The sequence below is a fragment of the Halolamina rubra genome (genome assembly GCF_000739555.1).
In the GTDB taxonomy this organism is placed as follows: Archaea; Halobacteriota; Halobacteria; order Halobacteriales; family Haloferacaceae; genus Halolamina; species Halolamina rubra.
Genome location: NZ_BBJN01000009.1, coordinates 69,935 through 87,568 on the forward strand (window position 1 = coordinate 69,935; position 17,634 = coordinate 87,568).

Annotated in this window: 17 protein-coding genes and 1 tRNA gene; 14 read left to right on the forward strand and 4 right to left on the reverse strand. The window is 69.7% G+C overall.

Going from position 1 to position 17,634, the window contains the following annotated elements:
* Positions 1-75 precede the first annotated feature (75 nt).
* From ACP95_RS02400 to cgi121, 8 genes are all read left to right on the forward strand, one after another.
* Complete coding sequence (locus tag ACP95_RS02400; RefSeq protein WP_049979675.1) at positions 76-1,884, forward strand: ABC transporter permease; 1,809 nt, start codon at positions 76-78, stop codon at positions 1,882-1,884.
* The gene (locus tag ACP95_RS02405; RefSeq protein ID WP_049979676.1) at positions 1,885-2,934 is read left to right on the forward strand and encodes an ABC transporter ATP-binding protein; all 1,050 of its coding nucleotides are present in this window, start codon (positions 1,885-1,887) and stop codon (positions 2,932-2,934) included. It begins immediately after the preceding gene.
* Between the two features lie 62 nt (positions 2,935-2,996).
* Positions 2,997-3,764 (forward strand): SAM hydrolase/SAM-dependent halogenase family protein, encoded by a 768-nt coding sequence (locus tag ACP95_RS02410; RefSeq protein WP_049979677.1) that lies wholly within the window; start codon positions 2,997-2,999, stop codon positions 3,762-3,764.
* A 62-nt stretch (positions 3,765-3,826) separates the two neighbouring features.
* Positions 3,827-4,114, forward strand: a complete 288-nt coding sequence (locus ACP95_RS02415) for a GYD domain-containing protein (RefSeq protein ID WP_049979678.1) — start codon at positions 3,827-3,829, stop codon at positions 4,112-4,114.
* A gap of 46 nt (positions 4,115-4,160) precedes the next feature.
* Positions 4,161-4,997: an amidohydrolase gene (locus ACP95_RS16255; protein ID WP_237560384.1), complete on the forward strand. Its 837-nt coding sequence runs from the start codon at positions 4,161-4,163 to the stop codon at positions 4,995-4,997.
* Positions 4,967-5,560 carry a hypothetical protein gene (locus tag ACP95_RS16260; protein WP_237560385.1) on the forward strand — a complete coding sequence of 198 codons (594 nt, stop codon included), beginning with the start codon at positions 4,967-4,969 and terminating at the stop codon, positions 5,558-5,560. The genes ACP95_RS16255 and ACP95_RS16260 overlap by 31 nt, the downstream gene beginning before the upstream one ends.
* Before the next feature lie 81 nt (positions 5,561-5,641).
* The gene (locus tag ACP95_RS02425; RefSeq protein WP_049979679.1) at positions 5,642-8,038 is read left to right on the forward strand and encodes an ATP-dependent DNA helicase; all 2,397 of its coding nucleotides are present in this window, start codon (positions 5,642-5,644) and stop codon (positions 8,036-8,038) included.
* Positions 8,038-8,541: a KEOPS complex subunit Cgi121 gene (cgi121, locus tag ACP95_RS02430; RefSeq protein ID WP_049979680.1), complete on the forward strand. Its 504-nt coding sequence runs from the start codon at positions 8,038-8,040 to the stop codon at positions 8,539-8,541. The genes ACP95_RS02425 and cgi121 overlap by 1 nt, the downstream gene beginning before the upstream one ends.
* Positions 8,542-8,589: 48 nt before the next feature.
* Here the strand turns inward: cgi121 and ACP95_RS02435 are convergent.
* The 3 genes from ACP95_RS02435 to ACP95_RS02445 all read right to left on the reverse strand — a co-directional run bounded on the left by ACP95_RS02435 (position 8,590) and on the right by ACP95_RS02445 (position 10,216).
* Positions 8,590-8,662 (reverse strand) — tRNA-Gln (locus ACP95_RS02435).
* An 85-nt stretch (positions 8,663-8,747) separates the two neighbouring features.
* Complete coding sequence (locus ACP95_RS02440; RefSeq protein WP_049979681.1) at positions 8,748-9,608, reverse strand: homing endonuclease associated repeat-containing protein; 861 nt, start codon at positions 9,606-9,608, stop codon at positions 8,748-8,750.
* Positions 9,609-9,661: 53 nt separating this feature from the next.
* Entirely contained in the window at positions 9,662-10,216 is a 555-nt protein-coding gene (locus tag ACP95_RS02445) for a DoxX family protein (protein ID WP_049979682.1), read from the reverse strand.
* A gap of 128 nt (positions 10,217-10,344) precedes the next feature.
* Between ACP95_RS02445 and ACP95_RS02450 the strand changes: the two genes are divergently transcribed.
* The 5 genes from ACP95_RS02450 (at position 10,345) to ACP95_RS02470 (ending at position 15,754) form a co-directional block, all read left to right on the forward strand.
* Entirely contained in the window at positions 10,345-10,932 is a 588-nt protein-coding gene (locus ACP95_RS02450) for an IMP cyclohydrolase (RefSeq protein WP_049979683.1), read from the forward strand.
* A 37-nt stretch (positions 10,933-10,969) separates the two neighbouring features.
* A complete protein-coding gene (locus tag ACP95_RS02455) occupies positions 10,970-11,629 on the forward strand; it encodes a metallophosphoesterase family protein (RefSeq protein WP_049979684.1) in 660 nt (219 codons plus the stop codon).
* A gap of 248 nt (positions 11,630-11,877) precedes the next feature.
* On the forward strand, positions 11,878-14,313 hold the full coding sequence (locus tag ACP95_RS02460; RefSeq protein ID WP_049979708.1) for a ribonucleoside-diphosphate reductase subunit alpha: 2,436 nt from the start codon (positions 11,878-11,880) through the stop codon (positions 14,311-14,313).
* The gene (locus ACP95_RS02465; RefSeq protein ID WP_049979685.1) at positions 14,313-15,308 is read left to right on the forward strand and encodes a ribonucleotide-diphosphate reductase subunit beta; all 996 of its coding nucleotides are present in this window, start codon (positions 14,313-14,315) and stop codon (positions 15,306-15,308) included. The genes ACP95_RS02460 and ACP95_RS02465 overlap by 1 nt, the downstream gene beginning before the upstream one ends.
* A gap of 38 nt (positions 15,309-15,346) precedes the next feature.
* A complete protein-coding gene (locus ACP95_RS02470) occupies positions 15,347-15,754 on the forward strand; it encodes an acyl-CoA thioesterase (RefSeq protein ID WP_082224545.1) in 408 nt (135 codons plus the stop codon).
* Between the two features lie 32 nt (positions 15,755-15,786).
* On the opposite strand, the gene ACP95_RS02475 is transcribed toward ACP95_RS02470, so the two are convergent.
* Entirely contained in the window at positions 15,787-16,965 is a 1,179-nt protein-coding gene (locus ACP95_RS02475; RefSeq protein ID WP_049979687.1) for an aspartate kinase, read from the reverse strand.
* Between the two features lie 148 nt (positions 16,966-17,113).
* On the opposite strand from ACP95_RS02475, the gene ACP95_RS02480 reads away from it, so the two are divergent.
* Positions 17,114-17,443, forward strand: a complete 330-nt coding sequence (locus ACP95_RS02480) for a translation initiation factor eIF-1A (RefSeq protein ID WP_049979688.1) — start codon at positions 17,114-17,116, stop codon at positions 17,441-17,443.
* Positions 17,444-17,634 lie beyond the last annotated feature (191 nt).

Genomic DNA, 17,634 nt, shown 5'->3' on the forward strand with positions numbered 1-17,634 from the left:
CGCTGGGTATATAACCGACGAATAGCTACCGGCAGGTGTGTCTCGGCTGACCGACCGCGCCGCGTCGCCGCCGCGATGAGCCAGTCGCTCCGGCAGCGCGTCGAGGCGGCGACGCTCCCGGCGGCGGGGCTGGTCACCCTGCTCCTGCTGACGCTGCTGTTCTACTATCCCGTGGGCCGGGTGCTCTCCGAGGCGGTCTGGCGTGCCGGCGCGCCCACCGCCGACCCGCTGCTCGCGGTGCTCGCCGACCCGTTCTTCTTCGGCGTGCTCGCCCAGGCCGCCGAGGACCCGGCGGTGCTGTGGACCGCGATCGAGCCACACAGCCTCCGCCTCACCGTCCCGCTGACCGATCTCGGCGTCGCGCTCACCTACCCGTTCCCGAACTACCGACTGGGGCTGTTCGGCTTCACCGCGTATCAGGCGCTGCTGTCGACGCTCGCGAGCGTCGCGCTCGGCCTGCCGGGGGCGTACGTGCTCGCCCGCTTCGAGTTCCCGGGGCGTCGAACCGTGCGTTCGCTGACCGCGGTGCCGTTCGTGATGCCGTCGATCATGGTCGCCATCGGCTTCATCGCCACGTTCGGGCGGACCGGCGTGGTCAACACGGTCCTCACCTCGCTGGGGCTGGGACGGATCGAACTGCTGTACACGCTGCCGATCATCGTGATCGCCCACGCGTTCTACAACGCGCCGCTGGTGATGCGGGTGACGGCGGCGGCGTGGGAGAGCGTCGACGCCGGCACCGCCGAGACCGCCCGGAGCCTCGGCGCCTCGCCCCGGCGCGCGTTCGTCGACGTGGTGCTGCCCCAACTCATGCCGGCGATCCTGACGGGTGCGCTGCTGACGTTCGTGTTCTCGTTCATGTCGTTCGCCGTCGTGCTCGCGCTGGGCGGGCTCTCGCTGGCGACCGTCGAGGTGTGGGTGTACCAGCGCGTCACCCAGCTCGACTACGAGACGGCGTCGGCGCTCGCGACGCTGGAGATGGCGTTCTCGCTGGTGCTGACGTACGCCTACCTGCGCTACGAGGCCCGCCAGCGCGCCGGCAGCCCCGCGCGGCCGCCTGAGCGCAAACCGCTGTTCGGCCCGCTCGACGGCGACCGGCTGGCGGTCTGGGCGTACGTCGGCGTCGCGCTGGTCGTGTTCGTGACGCCGATGGCGAGCATGGTGCTCGCGAGCGTCACGGGGCCGGACGGGTTCACGCTGGCGTACTACCGCTTCCTCGTCGAGCGACAGACCACCGGCGCGGCGTTCCAGATCAAACCCCTGACCGCGATCCGGAACTCGCTGCTGTACGGCGCCGGCAGCCTCGCGCTCGCGGTGCCGATGGGGGTGTTGCTGGCGGTCGTCTCCACCCGCGAGTTCCCCGGCAGCAAACTGCTCGACACGCTCTCGATGGCCCCCTTCGCCGTCTCGGGCGTCGTCGTCGGCCTCGGCCTGCTTCAGGGGCTGGTGTTCGGCACGACCGCGTTCGGCTACCGCTTCACCGTCACCGGCGCCGTCGCGGTCGTCGCCGCCCACGCCGTCGCCGCCTACCCGTTCGTCACGCGCAACGTCGCGCCGCTGTTGGCGACGATCGACCGCTCGGTCGTGGAGTCGGCGCGGGTGCTCGGCGCCTCACGGATCCGGGTGTTGCTGGACATCGAACTGCCGCAGGTGGTCGCCGGCGTGCTCGCGGGCGCGGCGTTCGCCTTCGCGATCAGCGTCGGGGAGTTCGATTCGACGGTGATTTTGGCCAGCGGGAGCGCCGCCTACACCATGCCGGTGGCCATCGAACGCTTCCTCGGGCGACGGCTCGGCCCCGCGACGGCGATGGGCTGTGTCCTGCTCGTCGTCACGGCCGTCAGCTTCCTCGTCATCGACCGCCTCGGCGAGGGGAGGGGGATGTAGATGGTCGCCATCGAACTCGACGGCGTCCGGAAGGCGTTCGACGACGCCGTCGCGCTCGCGGACGTGTCGCTCTCCGTCGAGGAAGGGGAGTTCTTCACGCTCGTCGGTCCCTCCGGCTGTGGGAAGACGACGACGCTCCGGACGATCGCCGGGCTCTCCGCCCCGACCGACGGGACGGTCCGCTTCGACGGCGCGGACGTGAGCGACACCCCCGTCGAGGAGCGCAACGTCGGCGTCGTGTTCCAGAGCTACGCGCTGTTCCCGCACATGACCGTCGCGGAGAACGTCCGCTACGGCCTGCGCTTCACGGACCCGCCGCGGGGGCTCACCGCCGACGAGCGCGTCGACGAACTGCTCGAACTGGTCGACCTCCCCGACATGGGCGATCGCGAGCCGGACGAACTCTCCGGCGGCCAGCAGCAGCGCGTTGCGCTCGCGCGTGCGCTCGCACCGGAACCGGACGTGCTGCTGCTCGACGAGCCCATGAGCGCGCTCGACGCCCGGCTCCGCGAGCAGCTCCGCCGCGAGATCAAGCGCATCCAGAAGGAGCTCGGCGTCACGACGGTGTACGTCACCCACGACCAGGAGGAGGCGCTGGCCGTCTCGGACCGGCTCGCGGTGATGCACGACGGCGGCGTCGAGCAGGTCGGTACGCCCGTCGACGTGTACGAGCGCCCCGCCACCGAGTTCGTCGCCTCCTTCGTCGGCGAGAACAACGTGTTCTCGGGCGTCGTCGCCGGCCGAGAGGGCGACGAACTGGCGATCGAAGTGGACGAGAAGGCGCCCGCGGGCCACCGGTTCCGCGTCGCCGCCGCCGAGGACCACGCGGTCGGCGACCGCGTGACGTTCTGCGTGCGGCCGACGAAGCTCTCGCCCGACGCGAACGCGAACCGCGTCACGGTCGCGCTCGACGCCACGGAGTACCTCGGCGGCACCACCAGACTGTACGGCGAGTGGGCCGGTCGGGAGGTCGTGTTGCGGCTGCCCGAGCCGCCGGACGGCGACGCGATCATCGTCGGCTTCGACCCGGCCGACGCGACGGTGCTGTAGCGGGTCGCGGTGTCCGCACGGAGACCGACGCTTTCAGTCCCTTGCCGCCCGTTCGCCCCCGCATGATCACGCTCGCGTCGGACTTCGGCACCCCCTACCCCGCGGCGATGAAGGGCGTCATCCTCCGGCAGTGCGACGCCCGACTGGTCGACGTCGCCCACGACTTCCCCCGACAGGACGTGCGTGCTGCCGCGTTCTGGCTGCGCGAAGTGCTCCCGGAGTTCCCGCCCGCGACCCACCTCGTCGTCGTCGACCCCGGCGTCGGCACCGACCGCGCGGCGATCGTCGTCGAGGCGGGCGGCCACCGGATCGTCGCGCCGGACAACGGCGTCGCCCTGCCGGCCGCGAGGCGGCTGGCAGCCCGGGCGGAGGGAGACGACAGGATCCGCGTCTACGAGATCGCGTACGACGACGGATCGACCGCGAGCAACACGTTCCACGGCCGGGACGTGTTCGCGCCCGCCGCCGCGCGGGTGCACGAGGCCGACGCCGTCGGCGACGCTGATCGCGTGACTCCCACCGAGGAGTGGGTCGACCTCGCGTTCCCCGACCCCGAGATCGGCGACGACGGGGCGACCGGCGAGGTGCTGGTCGTCGACGACTTTGGCAACGCGATCATCAACGTCCCCGGGAGCGTGCTCGACGGGCTCGCGTCGGTGACGGTGAACGGCGAGTCGGCGCCGGTCCGTGACGCCTACGCGGAGATGAACCCCGGCGAGCGGTTGGTCACGGTCGGCAGTCACGGCAACGTCGAGTTCGCGGTGAACCGGGGCCGGGGCGACGACGCCTTCGGGCTTGGCGTCGGCGACGACGTGTCGCTGTCGTGGTGAAGGCTCGCGATCGCTTCAGCCGGCCGGAACGTTTTCGTTACGTGGCAACGTTTGGCACGATTATGGCTACGTACATGGCGCTGGTCGACGTGACCGACGAGACCGTCCAGAACGTGCAGGATCTCGCCACCATCTGGGGCGACTTGACTGGCGACATCGAGGCGCTGGGCGGTGAGCTGCTGGAGGCGTACGCGATCCTCGGCGAGCACGACTTCCTCGTCATCTTCGAGGCCGACGGCCGCGACGGCGCGTTCCAGACCTCCGTCTCCATCGAGCGCTACGGGCTCGACACCCAGACGATGGAGATCATCCCCGTCGACGACCTCGGCGGGCTCGTCCAGGACATCTGATCGCGGTCGGGGAACCCTTATCGCGACGCGGTAACACCCGTTCGACGTGAGCAAACAGGACCTGTTCGAGGAGATCGACGGCGAGCGTGACTGGCTGACGGACGTCTCCGAGCAGCTCTGGGAGAACCCCGAGGTGGCCCTCCAGGAGCACGACTCCGCGGCGCTGCTGCGGGACGCGCTCCGCGAGGAGGGGTTCACCGTCGAGTCCGGCGTCGCCGGCATCGACACCGCGTTCGTCGCGCGGTACGGCGACGACGACCCCGTCGTCGGGACGATGGGCGAGTTCGACGCGCTGCCGGGGATGAGCCAGGCGGCGAAAGCCGAGCGCGAGCCGATCGAGGCGGGCGAACCGGGCCACGGCTGCGGCCACAACCTGTTCGGCACCGGGAGCCTCGCGGGCGCGATCGCGGTCAAGCGCGCGATCGAGCGCGGCGACGCCGAGGGGTCGGTCGTCTACCTCGGCACGCCCGCCGAGGAGGTCGGCGCCGGCAAGACGTACATGATCCGTGACGGCGCGTTCGACGACGTGGACGCCGTCGTCTCGTGGCACCCCGACTGGATCAACGCGCCGAACAAGGGCTCCTGCCTCGCGGTCGACTCCTTCGACGTGGCGTTCACGGGCGAGACCGCCCACGCCGCCAAGTCGCCGGAGGCCGGCCGGAGCGCGCTCGACGGCGTGCAGCTGCTTGGCACCGGGATCGAGTACATGCGCGAACACGTCGCCGACGCCGTGCGCATCCACTACGTCGTCACCGACGGCGGCCAGGCCGCCAACGTCGTCCCCGAGGAGGCGGCGATGGAGGTGATGGTCCGGGCGCCGACCGCGAGTCGGTCGAGACCGTCTCCGAGCGCGTGCGCGACGCCGCCGAGGGCGCGGCGCTGATGTCCGGAACCGACGTGGAGGTGACCCAGACGACCGGGATGTATGGCGTCCTGCCGAACCACGCGCTGGCGGACTCGATCCGGGCGAACATGGACGCCGCCGAGTTCCCGCTCACCGACGAGCAGGAGTCCTTCGCGGCCGAACTGAAGGCGACGCTCGACGACCCCTCCTACGCCGGCGTCCCGCCGGAACGCCGCGACGAGGCCGCGGAGTCGGCGATGTTCACCGACCCCATCGACGCCCCCGACGAGGGCGAGACGGGCGCTTACTCTACCGACTCCGGCGACGTGTCGTGGAACGTCCCGCTCGGCCGGTTCCGCGCGGCGACGTGGCCAGCCGGCACCCCGGCGCACTCGTGGCAGGCCGTCGCCGCCGGGAAGGATCTCGGCACCGCGGCGATGCTGTTCGCGGGAAAAGTCGTCGCCGGCTCGCTGTACGACCTGCTGACCGACGAGGAGCTGCTCGCCGAGGCCACGGCGGAGTTCGAGGCGCGCAAGGGCGACCGCGAGTACGAGTCGCCGCTGCCCGACGACGCCGACCCCTACGAGCTCACCGACCGCTGAGGGCGCCGCCGTCGGTCGTTCGCCCGCCGCCGCCGCGCCGGACCCCGCAACTTAAACCCGAGAGCGGGCAACCCTCTCCCAATGAAGCCGACGGAGCTGTCGGGCCTGCCTGCGGGCGTCGGGGAGCACCTCGAGGGCGAGGGCGTCGAGTCGCTCTACCCGCCCCAGGCCGAGGCCGTCGAGCGCGGGGTGACCGACGGCGAGAACGTCGTCGCCGCGGTGCCCACCGCCTCGGGGAAGACGCTGATCGCCGAACTCGCGATGCTATCCGCCGTGGAGCGGGGCGGCACCGCGCTGTACATCGTCCCGCTCAGAGCGCTCGCGAGCGAGAAGAAGGCGGAGTTCGAGCGCTGGGAGGCGTACGGGATCGACGTGGGCGTCTCGACGGGGAACTACGAGTCCGACGGCGAGTGGCTCGCCTCGCGGGATATCGTCGTCGCAACCAGCGAGAAAGTCGACTCGCTCGTGCGCAACGGCGCCCCGTGGATCGACGATCTCTCCTGTGTCGTCGCCGACGAGGTCCACCTCGTCGACGACCGCGAGCGCGGCCCCACGCTCGAGGTCACGCTCGCCAAACTCCGGCGGATCAACGCGAACCTCCAGACGGTCGCGCTCTCGGCGACGGTCGGCAACGCCGCCGAGATCGCCGACTGGCTCGACGCCGAACTCGTCGACTCCGACTGGCGCCCGATCGACCTGAAGACGGGCGTCCACTTCGGGAACGCGATCAACTTCGCCGACGGCTCCCAGCGGGAGGTGCCGGTCGACAGCGGCGGCAAGCAGACACCCGCGCTCGTCGACGACACGCTGGACGAGGGCGGCTCGAGCCTCGTGTTCGTCAACTCCCGGCGCAACGCCGAGTCCGCCGCCAGCCGGCTGGGCGGCGTCACGGGCGACCACCTGAGCGACCAGGAACGCGGGGAGCTCCGCGAGCTCGCGGCCGACATCCGGGACGTGTCCGACACCGCCACCAGCGACGACCTTGCGGACTGCGTCGCCGATGGCGCGGCGTTCCACCACGCCGGGCTCTCCAGCGAACACCGTTCGCTCGTCGAGGACGCGTTCCGCGACCGGCTGATCAAGGTGATCGCGGCGACGCCGACGCTCGCGGCGGGCGTGAACACCCCTTCCCGACGCGTCATCGTCCGCGACTGGCGGCGCTACGACCCGGAGTTCGGCGGGATGAAGCCGCTCGACACGCTGGAGATCCACCAGATGATGGGCCGCGCGGGCCGCCCGGGGCTCGACCCCTACGGCGAGGCGGTGCTACTGGCCTCGAACAACGACACCAAGGAGGAGCTGTTCGAGCGGTACATCGACGGCGAGCCCGAGCCAGTGCGCTCGAAGCTCGCGGCCGAACCCGCGCTCCGGACCCACCTGCTCGCGACCGTCGCCTCCGGCTTCGCCAACACCCGCGAGGAGATTCTGGAGTTCCTCGACAACACACTGTACGCCGTCCAGAGCGCCGGCAACGCCCAGCTGGAGTCGGTGACCGACACCGTGCTGAACTACCTCGACGCCAACGAGTTCGTCGACCGCGATGGCGACACGATCACCGCGACGGAGATCGGCCACACCGTCTCGCGGCTCTACCTCGACCCGATGAGCGCCGCGGAGATCATCGGCGGCCTGCGCGACGCCGAGGGCGGCGACGACGGCCGCGCACGGCAGTACGGCTCCCGCGGCGGCCTCAGCGGCGACGCCGACGAGTCGACGGGGTTCACCACCGCGAACGACCTGCTCGACGACGACCCGCTGGCCGACGCCGAGGGCGAGGAGGAGGGAGCGTCCGGCGGCGACGGCGACGACGCCGACGAGATCTCCGCGCTCGGGCTCTACCACCTCGTCTCCCGCACGCCGGACATGTACCAGCTCTACCTGAAGTCCGGCGACCGCGAGACGTACGAGGAGGAGCTGTTCGAACGCGAGACCGAACTGCTCGGCCGCACGCCCTCGGAGTACGACGACGTGGCGTTCGAGGAGTGGCTCTCCGCGCTCAAAACCGCCCGGATGCTGGAGGACTGGGCCAGCGAGGTCGACGAGGACCGCATCGCCGAGCGCTACGGCGTCGGCCCGGGGGACATCCGCGGGAAGGTCGACACCGCCGAGTGGCTGCTCAACGCCGCCGAGCGGCTGGCGGGCGAGCTCGACCTCCCGAACGTGGTCTCGGTCCGCGAGGCGAAGAAGCGCGTCGAGGACGGCGTCCGGGAGGAGCTGCTCGACCTCACGGGCGTCCGCGGCGTCGGGCGCAAGCGCGCGCGACGGCTGTTCGAGGCTGGCATCGAGACTCGCGCGGAGCTCCGGGACGCGGACAAGTCGGTCGTGCTGGGCGCGCTCCGTGGCCAGAAGACCGCCGAGACCGTGCTGGAGAACGTCGGCCGCGAGGACCCGTCGATGGACGGCGTCAGCGCCGACGCCGACGCGAAGCGCGCGGGTCGCGAGGAGGAGGACGGCCAGGCCTCGCTGGGTGATTTCTGATGCGGCTGCTCGACGGGACGACGACGGTCGACGACCTCGACGCGTTCCTCGCGACGCTGGACGACGTGGCCGCGGCCACGGGCACCACCGTGCAGGCGTTCGACGCCGACTACGTCGTCTCGGCCGCCCACCTCGAACGCGCGCTGGACCGCGCCGACCGCGCGATCGCCCGCGGGGAGAACGTCGCCCGGGAGCGCGCGGTCGAGCTGCTCTGCTACGCGGCGGGTCGGCGGCAGATCAACCGCGCGCTGGAGATGGGCGTCGCCGAGGGCGAGCACCGCGTGGTCGTGCTCGTCGACTCCCCGAGCGGCGACGAGGACGACGAGGCCGAGGCGGTGGAACTGCTCCGCGACCACGTCGACGAGGCGCCGGTGCCCGGCGAGTACGACGCTGGCGCGGTCCGGGCGTTCTTCGACATCGGCGACGCCGAACTAGACGCCGTCGAGGGCGGGCTGACGGAGCTGGTGCTCGAGCGCGTGGCGCTGCTCGACGTGGAGAAGTAGACGACGACTCGAGGAGCCGTCACTGATCGGTCGAGAACAGCGAGGAAGTAGTCCATCCTGGATTCGAACCAGGGTCGAAGCCCCCAGAAGGCTTCAGGATTGGCCACTACCCCAATGGACTGACACATCTCACGCCGCCTCGCTTGACGGCGATTTCTCGGCAATTCTTTGTAGTCCGCTGGGAGGTATGAGTGTTTCGGAGTCGATTACTGGTTCACTCGCTCCCCGTCCTGATCGTCGTGCTCTGTGCGGTGGCAGTTCGCACACAGGACGGTGCATTTCTTGACTTCGGTACGGACTCGTTCAATACTGGCCCCGTCGGAGACCAGACGGCTCACTGCAGCCTCCTTCGTCGTTCCATCGACGTGATGGAGAACCAACGCCGCCGCGACACCGTGGCCACAGCGCCGACATCCCCGTTCACGCTTGTAACGATCCACCCAGGCCCGCCGCTCTGCTCGGGACGTGGGGGCTATTTCGGTATCACTTGTCGATCTGGAGTATTCTTCGGGAGTAAGGGCTGTATCTTCGCTGTGTTCTTCTCGGTGACAGTTCGCACAGAGCACTTCGCATTTCTCGATCTCTTCGCAGAGTCGCTCGCGGGACACCCCGTCGACGACGAGCTGACTGACGCTCTTGGATTTCTCGTCGGCGTCCAGGTGGTGAAAGACGAGGCAGGCTGGGTGAGACTCGTTACAGCGAGCGCACCTGGCTTCGGTGCTCTGGTCGTCGACCCACGACTGGAGTTCGCCCCGTCGGTTCAGTGTCCGCTCCGTGTTCCACTCCCGGTTTCGGTAGTGCCAGCGCTGGTCGACCGAAAGCTCCGCCCACCGCTCCCGGATCTCGTCGTCGACGCCCTCCGGCGGTGGTCCGACACGGCTCCCGGTTGAGGCGTTCGTCGACAGCCCCGCGCTCTTCTTGGCCTCGTTCCAGCCACCGACCGTCCGGATGATCGTCGCCGACGCTGGCGTTCGCCCGAGGTCCTCGTACTCCGCCTTGCTGGGGGAGTGACCGAGCCTCGCCGCCGCTTCCCGCAGCGCGTCGAGGCAGTCCTGCTCGTCGGCCATGAATTCTCTGCCGAACCGGAAAAAGAAAAGGCTACTGCGCCGGGGTCACGACGCTACCCGAGGAAGTACCGCGCCCAGGGGTAGCGCTCAACCAACGGCCGGCCGTCGATCTCGTACTGCTCGATGTACTGGTCGACCCCGAGGATGCGGCCCGCACCGAACGCCGCGACCGCGAGGAACGTGAGCATGTACGCGAAGTCGCCGTTGATGTAGCCGTGGGAGACGCTCCAGTTGCCCAGGTAGAACATGAGCATCATGAACGCGCCCCAGAACGCCGCGAGGCGGGTGAGCCCGCCGACGAGGAGGCCGAGCCCGATGAGCACCTCCCCCCACGGCACCGCGACGTTCACGAAGTCGAGGAACAGCTGGGACGACCCCATCGCCTCGAACAGCCCGGCGGCGGGACTGCCGTTGGCCCGCGGCGCGTTGTTGAGGTAGCCCGCGGCCGAGAAGCTCCCCGAGAGCACCTTGTCGATGCCGCTCTGGAAGAACGCGATCCCCATCATCAGCCGCAGGGCGAGGATGAACCACACGCTCAGCGTGTGGAGCTTCCCCTCTGCGGTGAACCCTGCCACCGTGCTCCGGAGTGTTACTTCTTGAGTTGCCATGGTTGGAGCGTGAACCGGACGGGTCTTATGCCCCGCCGGCCGTTCCCGAACCCTGGGAACGCCGTTTACGGCCGTTCTCGGCGGCTGGGAACCACCACCTACTTGACCGCTTCGCCCCCAGAACCGGTATGTACGTCGGCCGATTCCTTGTCGCCGCACCCGGACTGGCATCCTACCGCGTCTCCTCACGCTCGTTCCCCAACCGGAAGGTCATCGAGCGCGACGGCAGCCTCACCGTCGTCCCCACGGCCGACGCCGAGCCGACCGACAACCCCTACGTCTCCTACAACTGTGTCCGGACCGGCGATCGACCGGGCGGCCGGCGCGCCGTCGTCGGCAACGGCTCCCACGTCGACCCGATCGCCGAGAAAGTAGCGATGGGCTACCCCGCCCGCGACGCGCTCGCGGCGGCGCTGCTCGCGCTGGACTTCGAGAAGGACGACTACGACACCCCACGGATCGCCGCCGTCGTCGACGCCGAGACGGCGTACGTCGGCACCGTCCGCCGGGACGCGCTCGTCGTTCGCGAGGTGACCGAGCCGACGCTGGTCGCGACCTACGAGAAGGACGACCCCGAACCGTTCGCGCTGGACGCCGACGGCGCTGGGGCGGCGGCACGCGAACTGTACGACCACGCGTTCGAACACGCCGTCTGCGCGGCGGGCGTGCGCGTCGACACCGACGGCGTCGAGACGGCGATCCACAACGGCGAGTAGCGCGACGCTTTTCCCGGTCGCCGCGCTTTCGCCGCCCATGCGACTCGGCGTCATCTCCGACGTTCACGGCAACCTGCCCGCGCTGGAGGCGGTGCTCGACGACATGCCGACTGTCGACGCGCTGGCCTGTGCCGGCGACGTGGTCGGCTACAACCCCTGGCCCGCCGACTGCGTCGAGACGATGCGGGAGCGGGAGGTCCCGTGCGTGCAGGGGAACCACGACCGCGCGGTCGCCAGCGGGCGGGCGCCCGGCTTCAACGGGATGGCCCAGGCCGGCGTCGACTACGCTCGCGAGCAGCTCGACGCCGACGCGCTCGACTGGCTGGACGCGCTCCCGGCCGAGCGCCACGTCGCCGACGGCCGGGTGAAGCTCGTCCACGGCCACCCCGACGACCCGGACCACTACACCTACCCCCGCGAGTTCGCGCCCGACCTGCTCGACGGCGAGGCGCTGCTGGTGATGGGCCACACGCACGTCCAGCACCACGAGGTGTTCGACGAGGGGATCGTCCTGAACCCCGGCAGCGTCGGCCAGCCCCGGGACCGCGACCCCGACGCCGCCTACGCGGTCGTCGACCTCGACGACCGAATTGTCGACGAGCGCCGGGTGAGCTACGACGTCGACGCCGTCGTCGACGCGGTCGCCGACGCGGGACTCCCGCCGGAGATCGGCGAACGGCTCCGCGAGGGCCGGTAGCGCCGCCGCGCCGCCACCGCCCGTTCTTCGCCGTCGCCGCATCCGCCGAACAGCGACGAGTGGGGGCGTCTCCGCCGCGATAAACAACTAAGTTTGTACTACTGCAAACTGGGTGGGAAACCCTTAACCCGGTCGCCGAGAACCGATCGGGTGGCAGGGCTCGGTTCGCGGGAGCGAGCCGAAAACGACCGACAGCGGCGTCCTGAGTGGCGACGCCGTCGATCGCTCCCGCCGGGCTCGCCGAGGACATGACCCAAGCCAACCACCCGACGACCGACCGAATCGACGATCGACTCGCCGCGGCGACGGCGGATCTCGACCTCGCGAGCGACCGCGAGGCGCTCGCCCGCGCCGCCGAGCGCGACAGCTACGACGGCGCCGACGCCGACGAGATCGACGAGGCGCTGATCGGCGTGCTGACCGCGCGCACCGAGCGCGACCCCGCCCACGACGACGCGGCCGCGCGGGTCGCGCGCTGGCGCCACGCCCGGAACGTGACCGGGACAGACGGGCCGCTGAGCGAGGCAACCTACCGCGCGTCGTTCGTGGAGGCGATCGAGACCGGCGTCGAGCGCGACCTGCTCGACGAGCGCATGGCCGACTACGACCTGGAGGCGCTCGCCGAGGCGATCGTGCCCGAGCGCGACGAGGAGTTCGGCTACATGGCCGTCTCGACGCTCGTCCAGCGGTACTTCCTTCGGACCGTCGAGGGCGACGAGCTGCTCGAGCTCCCGCAGGCGTTCTGGATGCGCGTGGCGATGGGCGTCGCGCTCGCGGAGCCCCCCGAGGACCGCGAGGAGCGCGCGATCGAGTTCTACGAGGCGCTGTCGACACTGCGCTTCGTCCACTCGACGCCGACGCTGTTCCACGCCGGCACGACCCACCCACAGCTCTCCTCCTGCTACCTCACGACGGTGCAGGACGACCTCGAGGACATCTTCGACTCCTACAAGGCCCACGCGAAGCTCTCGAAGTGGTCCGGCGGGCTGGGCAACGACTGGACGAACGTCCGCGCCGAGGGGTCGCTGATCGAGTCCACGGGCGTCGAGTCGACCGGCGTCGTCCCGTTCCTCAACATCTCCGACGACGTGACCGGCGCGATCAACCGCTCGGGGAAGCGCCGCGGCGCCGCCTGTGCGTACCTCGCGGCGTGGCACCTCGACTTCCCCGCGTTCCTCGACCTGAAGCGCAACACCGGCGACGAGCGCCGGCGCACCCACGACATGAACACGGCGGCGTGGGTGCCGGACCTGTTCATGAAGCGCGTCCGGGCCGACGAGCAGTGGACGCTGTTCTCGCCCGACGAGGTGCCGGAGCTCCACGAGGCCACCGGGCAGGAGTTCGAGGAGCTGTACGAGGAGTACGAGCAGGCGGCCGAAAACGGCGAGCTCCGCCAGTACGAGCGCGTCGAGGCCGCGGAGCTGTGGCGCACGATGCTCACCCGCCTGTTCGAGACCGGCCACCCGTGGATCACGTTCAAGGATCCCTGTAACGTCCGGTCGCCGCAGGACCACTACGGCACGATCAACAGCTCGAACCTCTGTACGGAGATCACGCTCAACACCTCACAGGAGGAGACCGCGGTCTGTAACCTGGGCTCGGTGAACCTCGCGGCGCACGTCGACGGCGACGAGCTCGACGGCGAGGCGCTCGAGGACACCGTCGAGACGGCGATGCGGATGCTCGACAACGTCGTCGACCTGAACTTCTACCCGACCGACCGCGCCGAGCGCGCGAACACCCGCCACCGACCCGTCGGCCTCGGCGTGATGGGGTTCCACGAGATGCTGACGAAACGCGGCGTCGGGATGGCCACCGACGAGGCGCTCGAGGTGGCGGATCGGACGATGGAGCGCGTCGCCTACCACGCGATCCTGAACTCCTCGCGGCTCGCGAAGGAGCGCGGCACGTACGACTCCTACGAGGGGTCGAAGTGGGACCGCGGGCTGCTCCCGCAGGACACCGTCGAACTGCTCGAGGAAGAGCGCGGCGAGCCGATCGACGTGGATCCCGAGGAGCGTCTCGACTGGAGCGAGGTGCGCGGGCACGTCGCCGAGCACGGGATGCGCAACTCCAACACCACCGCGGTGGCGCCGACGGCGACGATCTCGACGATCGCGGGCACCACCCCCTCGATCGAGCCGCGCTACTCCAACCTCTACGTGAAGTCGAACATGAGCGGCGACTTCACCGTCGTCAACGAGCATCTCGTCGACGAACTCGACGAGCTGGGGCTCTGGACCGACGAGACGCTCGACGAGATCAAGTTCCACGACGGCGCGATCCAGGAGATCGAGTCGATCCCGCCCGCGATCCGGGAGCGCCACCGCGGCGCCTTCGAGATCGACCCGCGTCACCAGATGGAGCTCACCGCCCGGCGGGCGATCTGGGTCGACCAGTCCCAGAGCCACAACGTGTTCTTCCCGTCGACCGACGGCACGCTGCTCGACGACGTGTACCAGCGCGCGTGGGAGCTCGGCCTGAAGACGACGTACTACCTGCGCACGCTCGGCGCCAGCCAGTTCGAGAAGTCGACGCTGGACATGGACGAGTACGGCCGGACCCAGCGCCGTGACGACGACGACCAGCCCGAGGCGGCTGCTGATGGCGGCGAAGCCTGTGAGATAGACGACGACTCGGAGCTCCCGAGCGTCGAAGATCCGACCTGCGAGGCCTGTCAGTAATGCCGATCGACTACCTCACCGACTCCGACACGCACGACCCGAACAAGATCCTGCCGTTCGACTACGAGTGGGCCCGCGAGTACTACGAGGCGGGCGTCGACAACAACTGGGTGCCCGAGGAGATCCCGATGGGCAACGACGTGAAGCAGTGGAACGGCGACGAGCTCACCGACGCCGAGCGCCAGCTGGTCGAGTGGAACCTCGGCTTCTTCTCGACCGCGGAGTCGCTGACCGCGAACAACATCGTGCTCGCGGTGTACGACCACGTGACGGCGCCCGAGTGTCGCCAGTACCTGCTCCGGCAGGCGTACGAGGAGGCCGTCCACACGGACACGTTCATCTACTGCTGTGACTCGCTGGGGTTCGAGCCCGACTACCTCTACGGGATGTACGACCGCATCCCCGCCATCGAGGCCAAGGACGACTTCGTCGTCGGCCTCACGCAGGTCGTCGACGACCCCGAGTTCACCATCGACGACGAGGACGACGTGCGGGCGTTCCTCCGCGACCTGATCGGCTTCTACGTCATCATGGAGGGGATCTTCTTCTACGCCGGGTTCGCGATGATGCTCGGGCTCAAACGGCAGGGGAAGATGGAGGGGATCGGCGAGCAGTTCGAGTACATCATGCGCGACGAGTCGCTGCATCTCGGCTTCGGGATCGAGCTCATCGACGCCATCCGCGAGGAGACCGACGCCTGGACCGACGAGTTCGAGTGGGAGATGCGCAACCTGATCCTCGACGCGGTGGGGCTGGAGCAGCGCTACGCCCGCGAGGCCTGCCCCGAGGAGATCCTCGGGATGGGGCCCGAGCAGTTCTCGGAGTACGTCGAGTACGTCGCCGACCGCCGGCTCGGCCAGCTCGGCATGGACGAGGAGTACGGCACCGAGAACCCGTTCCCGTGGCTCTCGGAGGCCGCCGACCTCAACCGCGAGAAGAACTTCTTCGAGACGCAGGTGACGGAGTACCGCTCCGGGGGGTCGCTGGAGTGGTGAGACTGATCGACTCCTACACGGAGACCAGCGAGGTGGTGATGCCCGACGCCACCAACAACCTCGGGCGGGCGCTCGGGGGCTGGGTGCTCCACCGCATGGACCTCGGCGGCGTCGTCGCCGCCCGGCGGTTCGCGCGGTCGCAGGTCGTCACCGCCAGCATCGACCGGGTCGACTTCCACGCGCCGATCGACCTGGGGGACATCGTCGTGCTCACCGCGTACGTCTACGACGTGGGCGAGACGAGCATGCAGGTCCGCGTCGACGTGACCGCCGAGCGCCCCAGCGAGGGCGTCGAGCGCGACACCGCCTCCTCACACCTGACGTTCGTCGCCATCGACGACGCGGAGAGCGTGCAGTCGGTGCCGGAGCTGACCGTCGAGACGGCCGAGGAACGCCGCCTGCGGGAGGCCGCACGGAACGGGGAGCCGGCGGCGCCGACGCAGTAGCCCGGGACCGATCTCCCTGCGGCGGGGCCGTCCTAGAACTGCTCGTGGACGATGTCGAGCGTCTCCTCGCGGTCGTCCCACGCCACGAAGATCGCGACGGAGGTCGCGGAGGTGATCAGGTCGTGGACGTTGATCCCCGCGTCCGCCAGCGGGTCGACCAGCGAGCGGATCACGCCAGGCTGGTTGGGGAGTTCGCCGCCGGTCACGCGGATGACGGCGATGTCGTCCTCGACGGTGACCGAGGAGAGCGACTCGTCCTCGACGACCGCGTCGTGCAGCTCCGCCTCCGCGTCCTCGGCGACGCTGGTCTCGACGTAGTACGTCAGCGAGTCCATCCCGCTGGCGACGGCGTCGATGTTGATCCCCGCGTCGCTGAGCGTCTGTGACACCTCCGCGAGGATCCCCGGCCGGTTCCGGATCGCCCGCCCGGCGACGGTGAGACAGGAGAGCGGCGCCTCCTCCATGTCGATCAGGTGCTCGAAGCTCCCCTCGACGCTGGTCCCGCCCGAGAGCAGGTTGCCGTGCTGGTAGTGGACGACTCGGACGCCGAGCTCCTCGTCCTTGTACACCAGCGCGGAGGGGGCGACCACCTCGGCGCCGCGGAACGAGAGGTTCCGGAGCTCGTCGACGGTGATGGAGCCGACGTTGCGCGCGCCCTCCACGACCCGCGGGTCGCCGGTCATCACGCCCTCCACGTCGGTGACGATCACCACCTCGTCGGCGTCCATGTACTTCCCGAGCATCATCGCCGTCGTGTCGGAGCCGCCGCGGCCGAGCGTCGTCACGTTGCCCGCGGGGTCCTCCGCGAGAAACCCGGTGATGACGGGGACGGTGTCGCCCAGCTTCGCGGCGAGGGCGTCGACGCGGCGCTGAGTCTCCTCGGCGTCGATCTCGCCGCGCTCGTTGGTGACGACCGGCCAGTCCTCGCTGCCGGGTTCGAGGAACGTGGCGTCGACGCCCCTGGAGGCGAGCGCGGCTTTCAGCATCCGGACGGAGGTGCGCTCCCCCATCGAGACGATCTCCGCGCGGTCCTCGTCGCTGGCGTCGAAGGAGATCTCCTCGAGCAGGTCGTCGGTCTGGGAGCCCATCGCGCTGGCGACGACGGCGATCTCGTGGCCCGCCGCGACGGCGTCTGCGACGGAGTCGGCGGCCCGTTCGATCCGGTCGCCCGAGCCCAGCGAGGTGCCGCCGAACTTCGCGACTACGCGCACCGTCGCCCACCTCTGCGGTCGTGCGTTCCGTTCATACCCCCGCTTCTCGGAGGCCGGAGTTAATCCTGTCTCTCCCGGGTTCGGTGTGTGGGAGCCAGTGCCGCGCGCGTATCCCACGGCTTATCCGTCGGTGTCGCGTACTGCCCGTATGAGCGACGATTCATCAGGCCGAAAGAACCTCCGGATGCCGGACGACAACCAACTGTTCGGCGTCGTCACCGAGCATCTCGGTGGCAACCACGTCCGGGTCCGGTGTGCAGACGGCGAGACGCGACTCGGGCGGATCCCGGGGCGGATGAAGTACCGCACGTGGATCAACGAGGACGACGTGGTCATCATCGAGCCCTGGGACTGGCAGGACGAGAAGGGGAACATCGAGTGGCGCTACGACGAGCAGGACGCCGAGCAGCTCCGCCGCGAAGGCACATCGACTGATCGACGCCGACGAGGCAGGTTCTCGTTCGTTCGTACCCGATAGCGGCGGCGCTGTGGCCCGGCCGGCCGACAGCTATTTGTGTGTCACTAACTAACACGGAGGTGAACCCCGTTGAGGCGGGTTCCGACGGGAACCACCGTCGTAGCGGACGAGAGGCGAACCGGTGAACGAGTGATCGATCCCGAGACGCCGACCACGCTCGACGTGCTGGCGGGCCGGGCGGCCGGAGTTGG

Bases quoted from the DNA above. Each gene is read 5' to 3' on its own strand.
- ACP95_RS02480 (WP_049979688.1), top strand. From the start codon at position 17,114: ATGAGCGACGATTCATCAGGCCGAAAGAACCTCCGGATGCCGGACGAC.
- ACP95_RS02460 (WP_049979708.1), top strand. From the start codon at position 11,878: ATGACCCAAGCCAACCACCCGACGACCGACCGAATCGACGATCGACTC.
- ACP95_RS02445 (WP_049979682.1), bottom strand. From the start codon at position 10,216: ATGGCAACTCAAGAAGTAACACTCCGGAGCACGGTGGCAGGGTTCACC.
- ACP95_RS02440 (WP_049979681.1), bottom strand. From the start codon at position 9,608: ATGGCCGACGAGCAGGACTGCCTCGACGCGCTGCGGGAAGCGGCGGCG.
- ACP95_RS02470 (WP_082224545.1), top strand. From the start codon at position 15,347: ATGCCCGACGCCACCAACAACCTCGGGCGGGCGCTCGGGGGCTGGGTG.
- cgi121 (WP_049979680.1), top strand. From the start codon at position 8,038: ATGCGGCTGCTCGACGGGACGACGACGGTCGACGACCTCGACGCGTTC.
- ACP95_RS02465 (WP_049979685.1), top strand. From the start codon at position 14,313: ATGCCGATCGACTACCTCACCGACTCCGACACGCACGACCCGAACAAG.
- ACP95_RS02425 (WP_049979679.1), top strand. From the start codon at position 5,642: ATGAAGCCGACGGAGCTGTCGGGCCTGCCTGCGGGCGTCGGGGAGCAC.
- ACP95_RS02410 (WP_049979677.1), top strand. From the start codon at position 2,997: ATGATCACGCTCGCGTCGGACTTCGGCACCCCCTACCCCGCGGCGATG.
- ACP95_RS02415 (WP_049979678.1), top strand. From the start codon at position 3,827: ATGGCTACGTACATGGCGCTGGTCGACGTGACCGACGAGACCGTCCAG.
- ACP95_RS02400 (WP_049979675.1), top strand. From the start codon at position 76: ATGAGCCAGTCGCTCCGGCAGCGCGTCGAGGCGGCGACGCTCCCGGCG.
- ACP95_RS02450 (WP_049979683.1), top strand. From the start codon at position 10,345: ATGTACGTCGGCCGATTCCTTGTCGCCGCACCCGGACTGGCATCCTAC.
- ACP95_RS02455 (WP_049979684.1), top strand. From the start codon at position 10,970: ATGCGACTCGGCGTCATCTCCGACGTTCACGGCAACCTGCCCGCGCTG.
- ACP95_RS02405 (WP_049979676.1), top strand. From the start codon at position 1,885: ATGGTCGCCATCGAACTCGACGGCGTCCGGAAGGCGTTCGACGACGCC.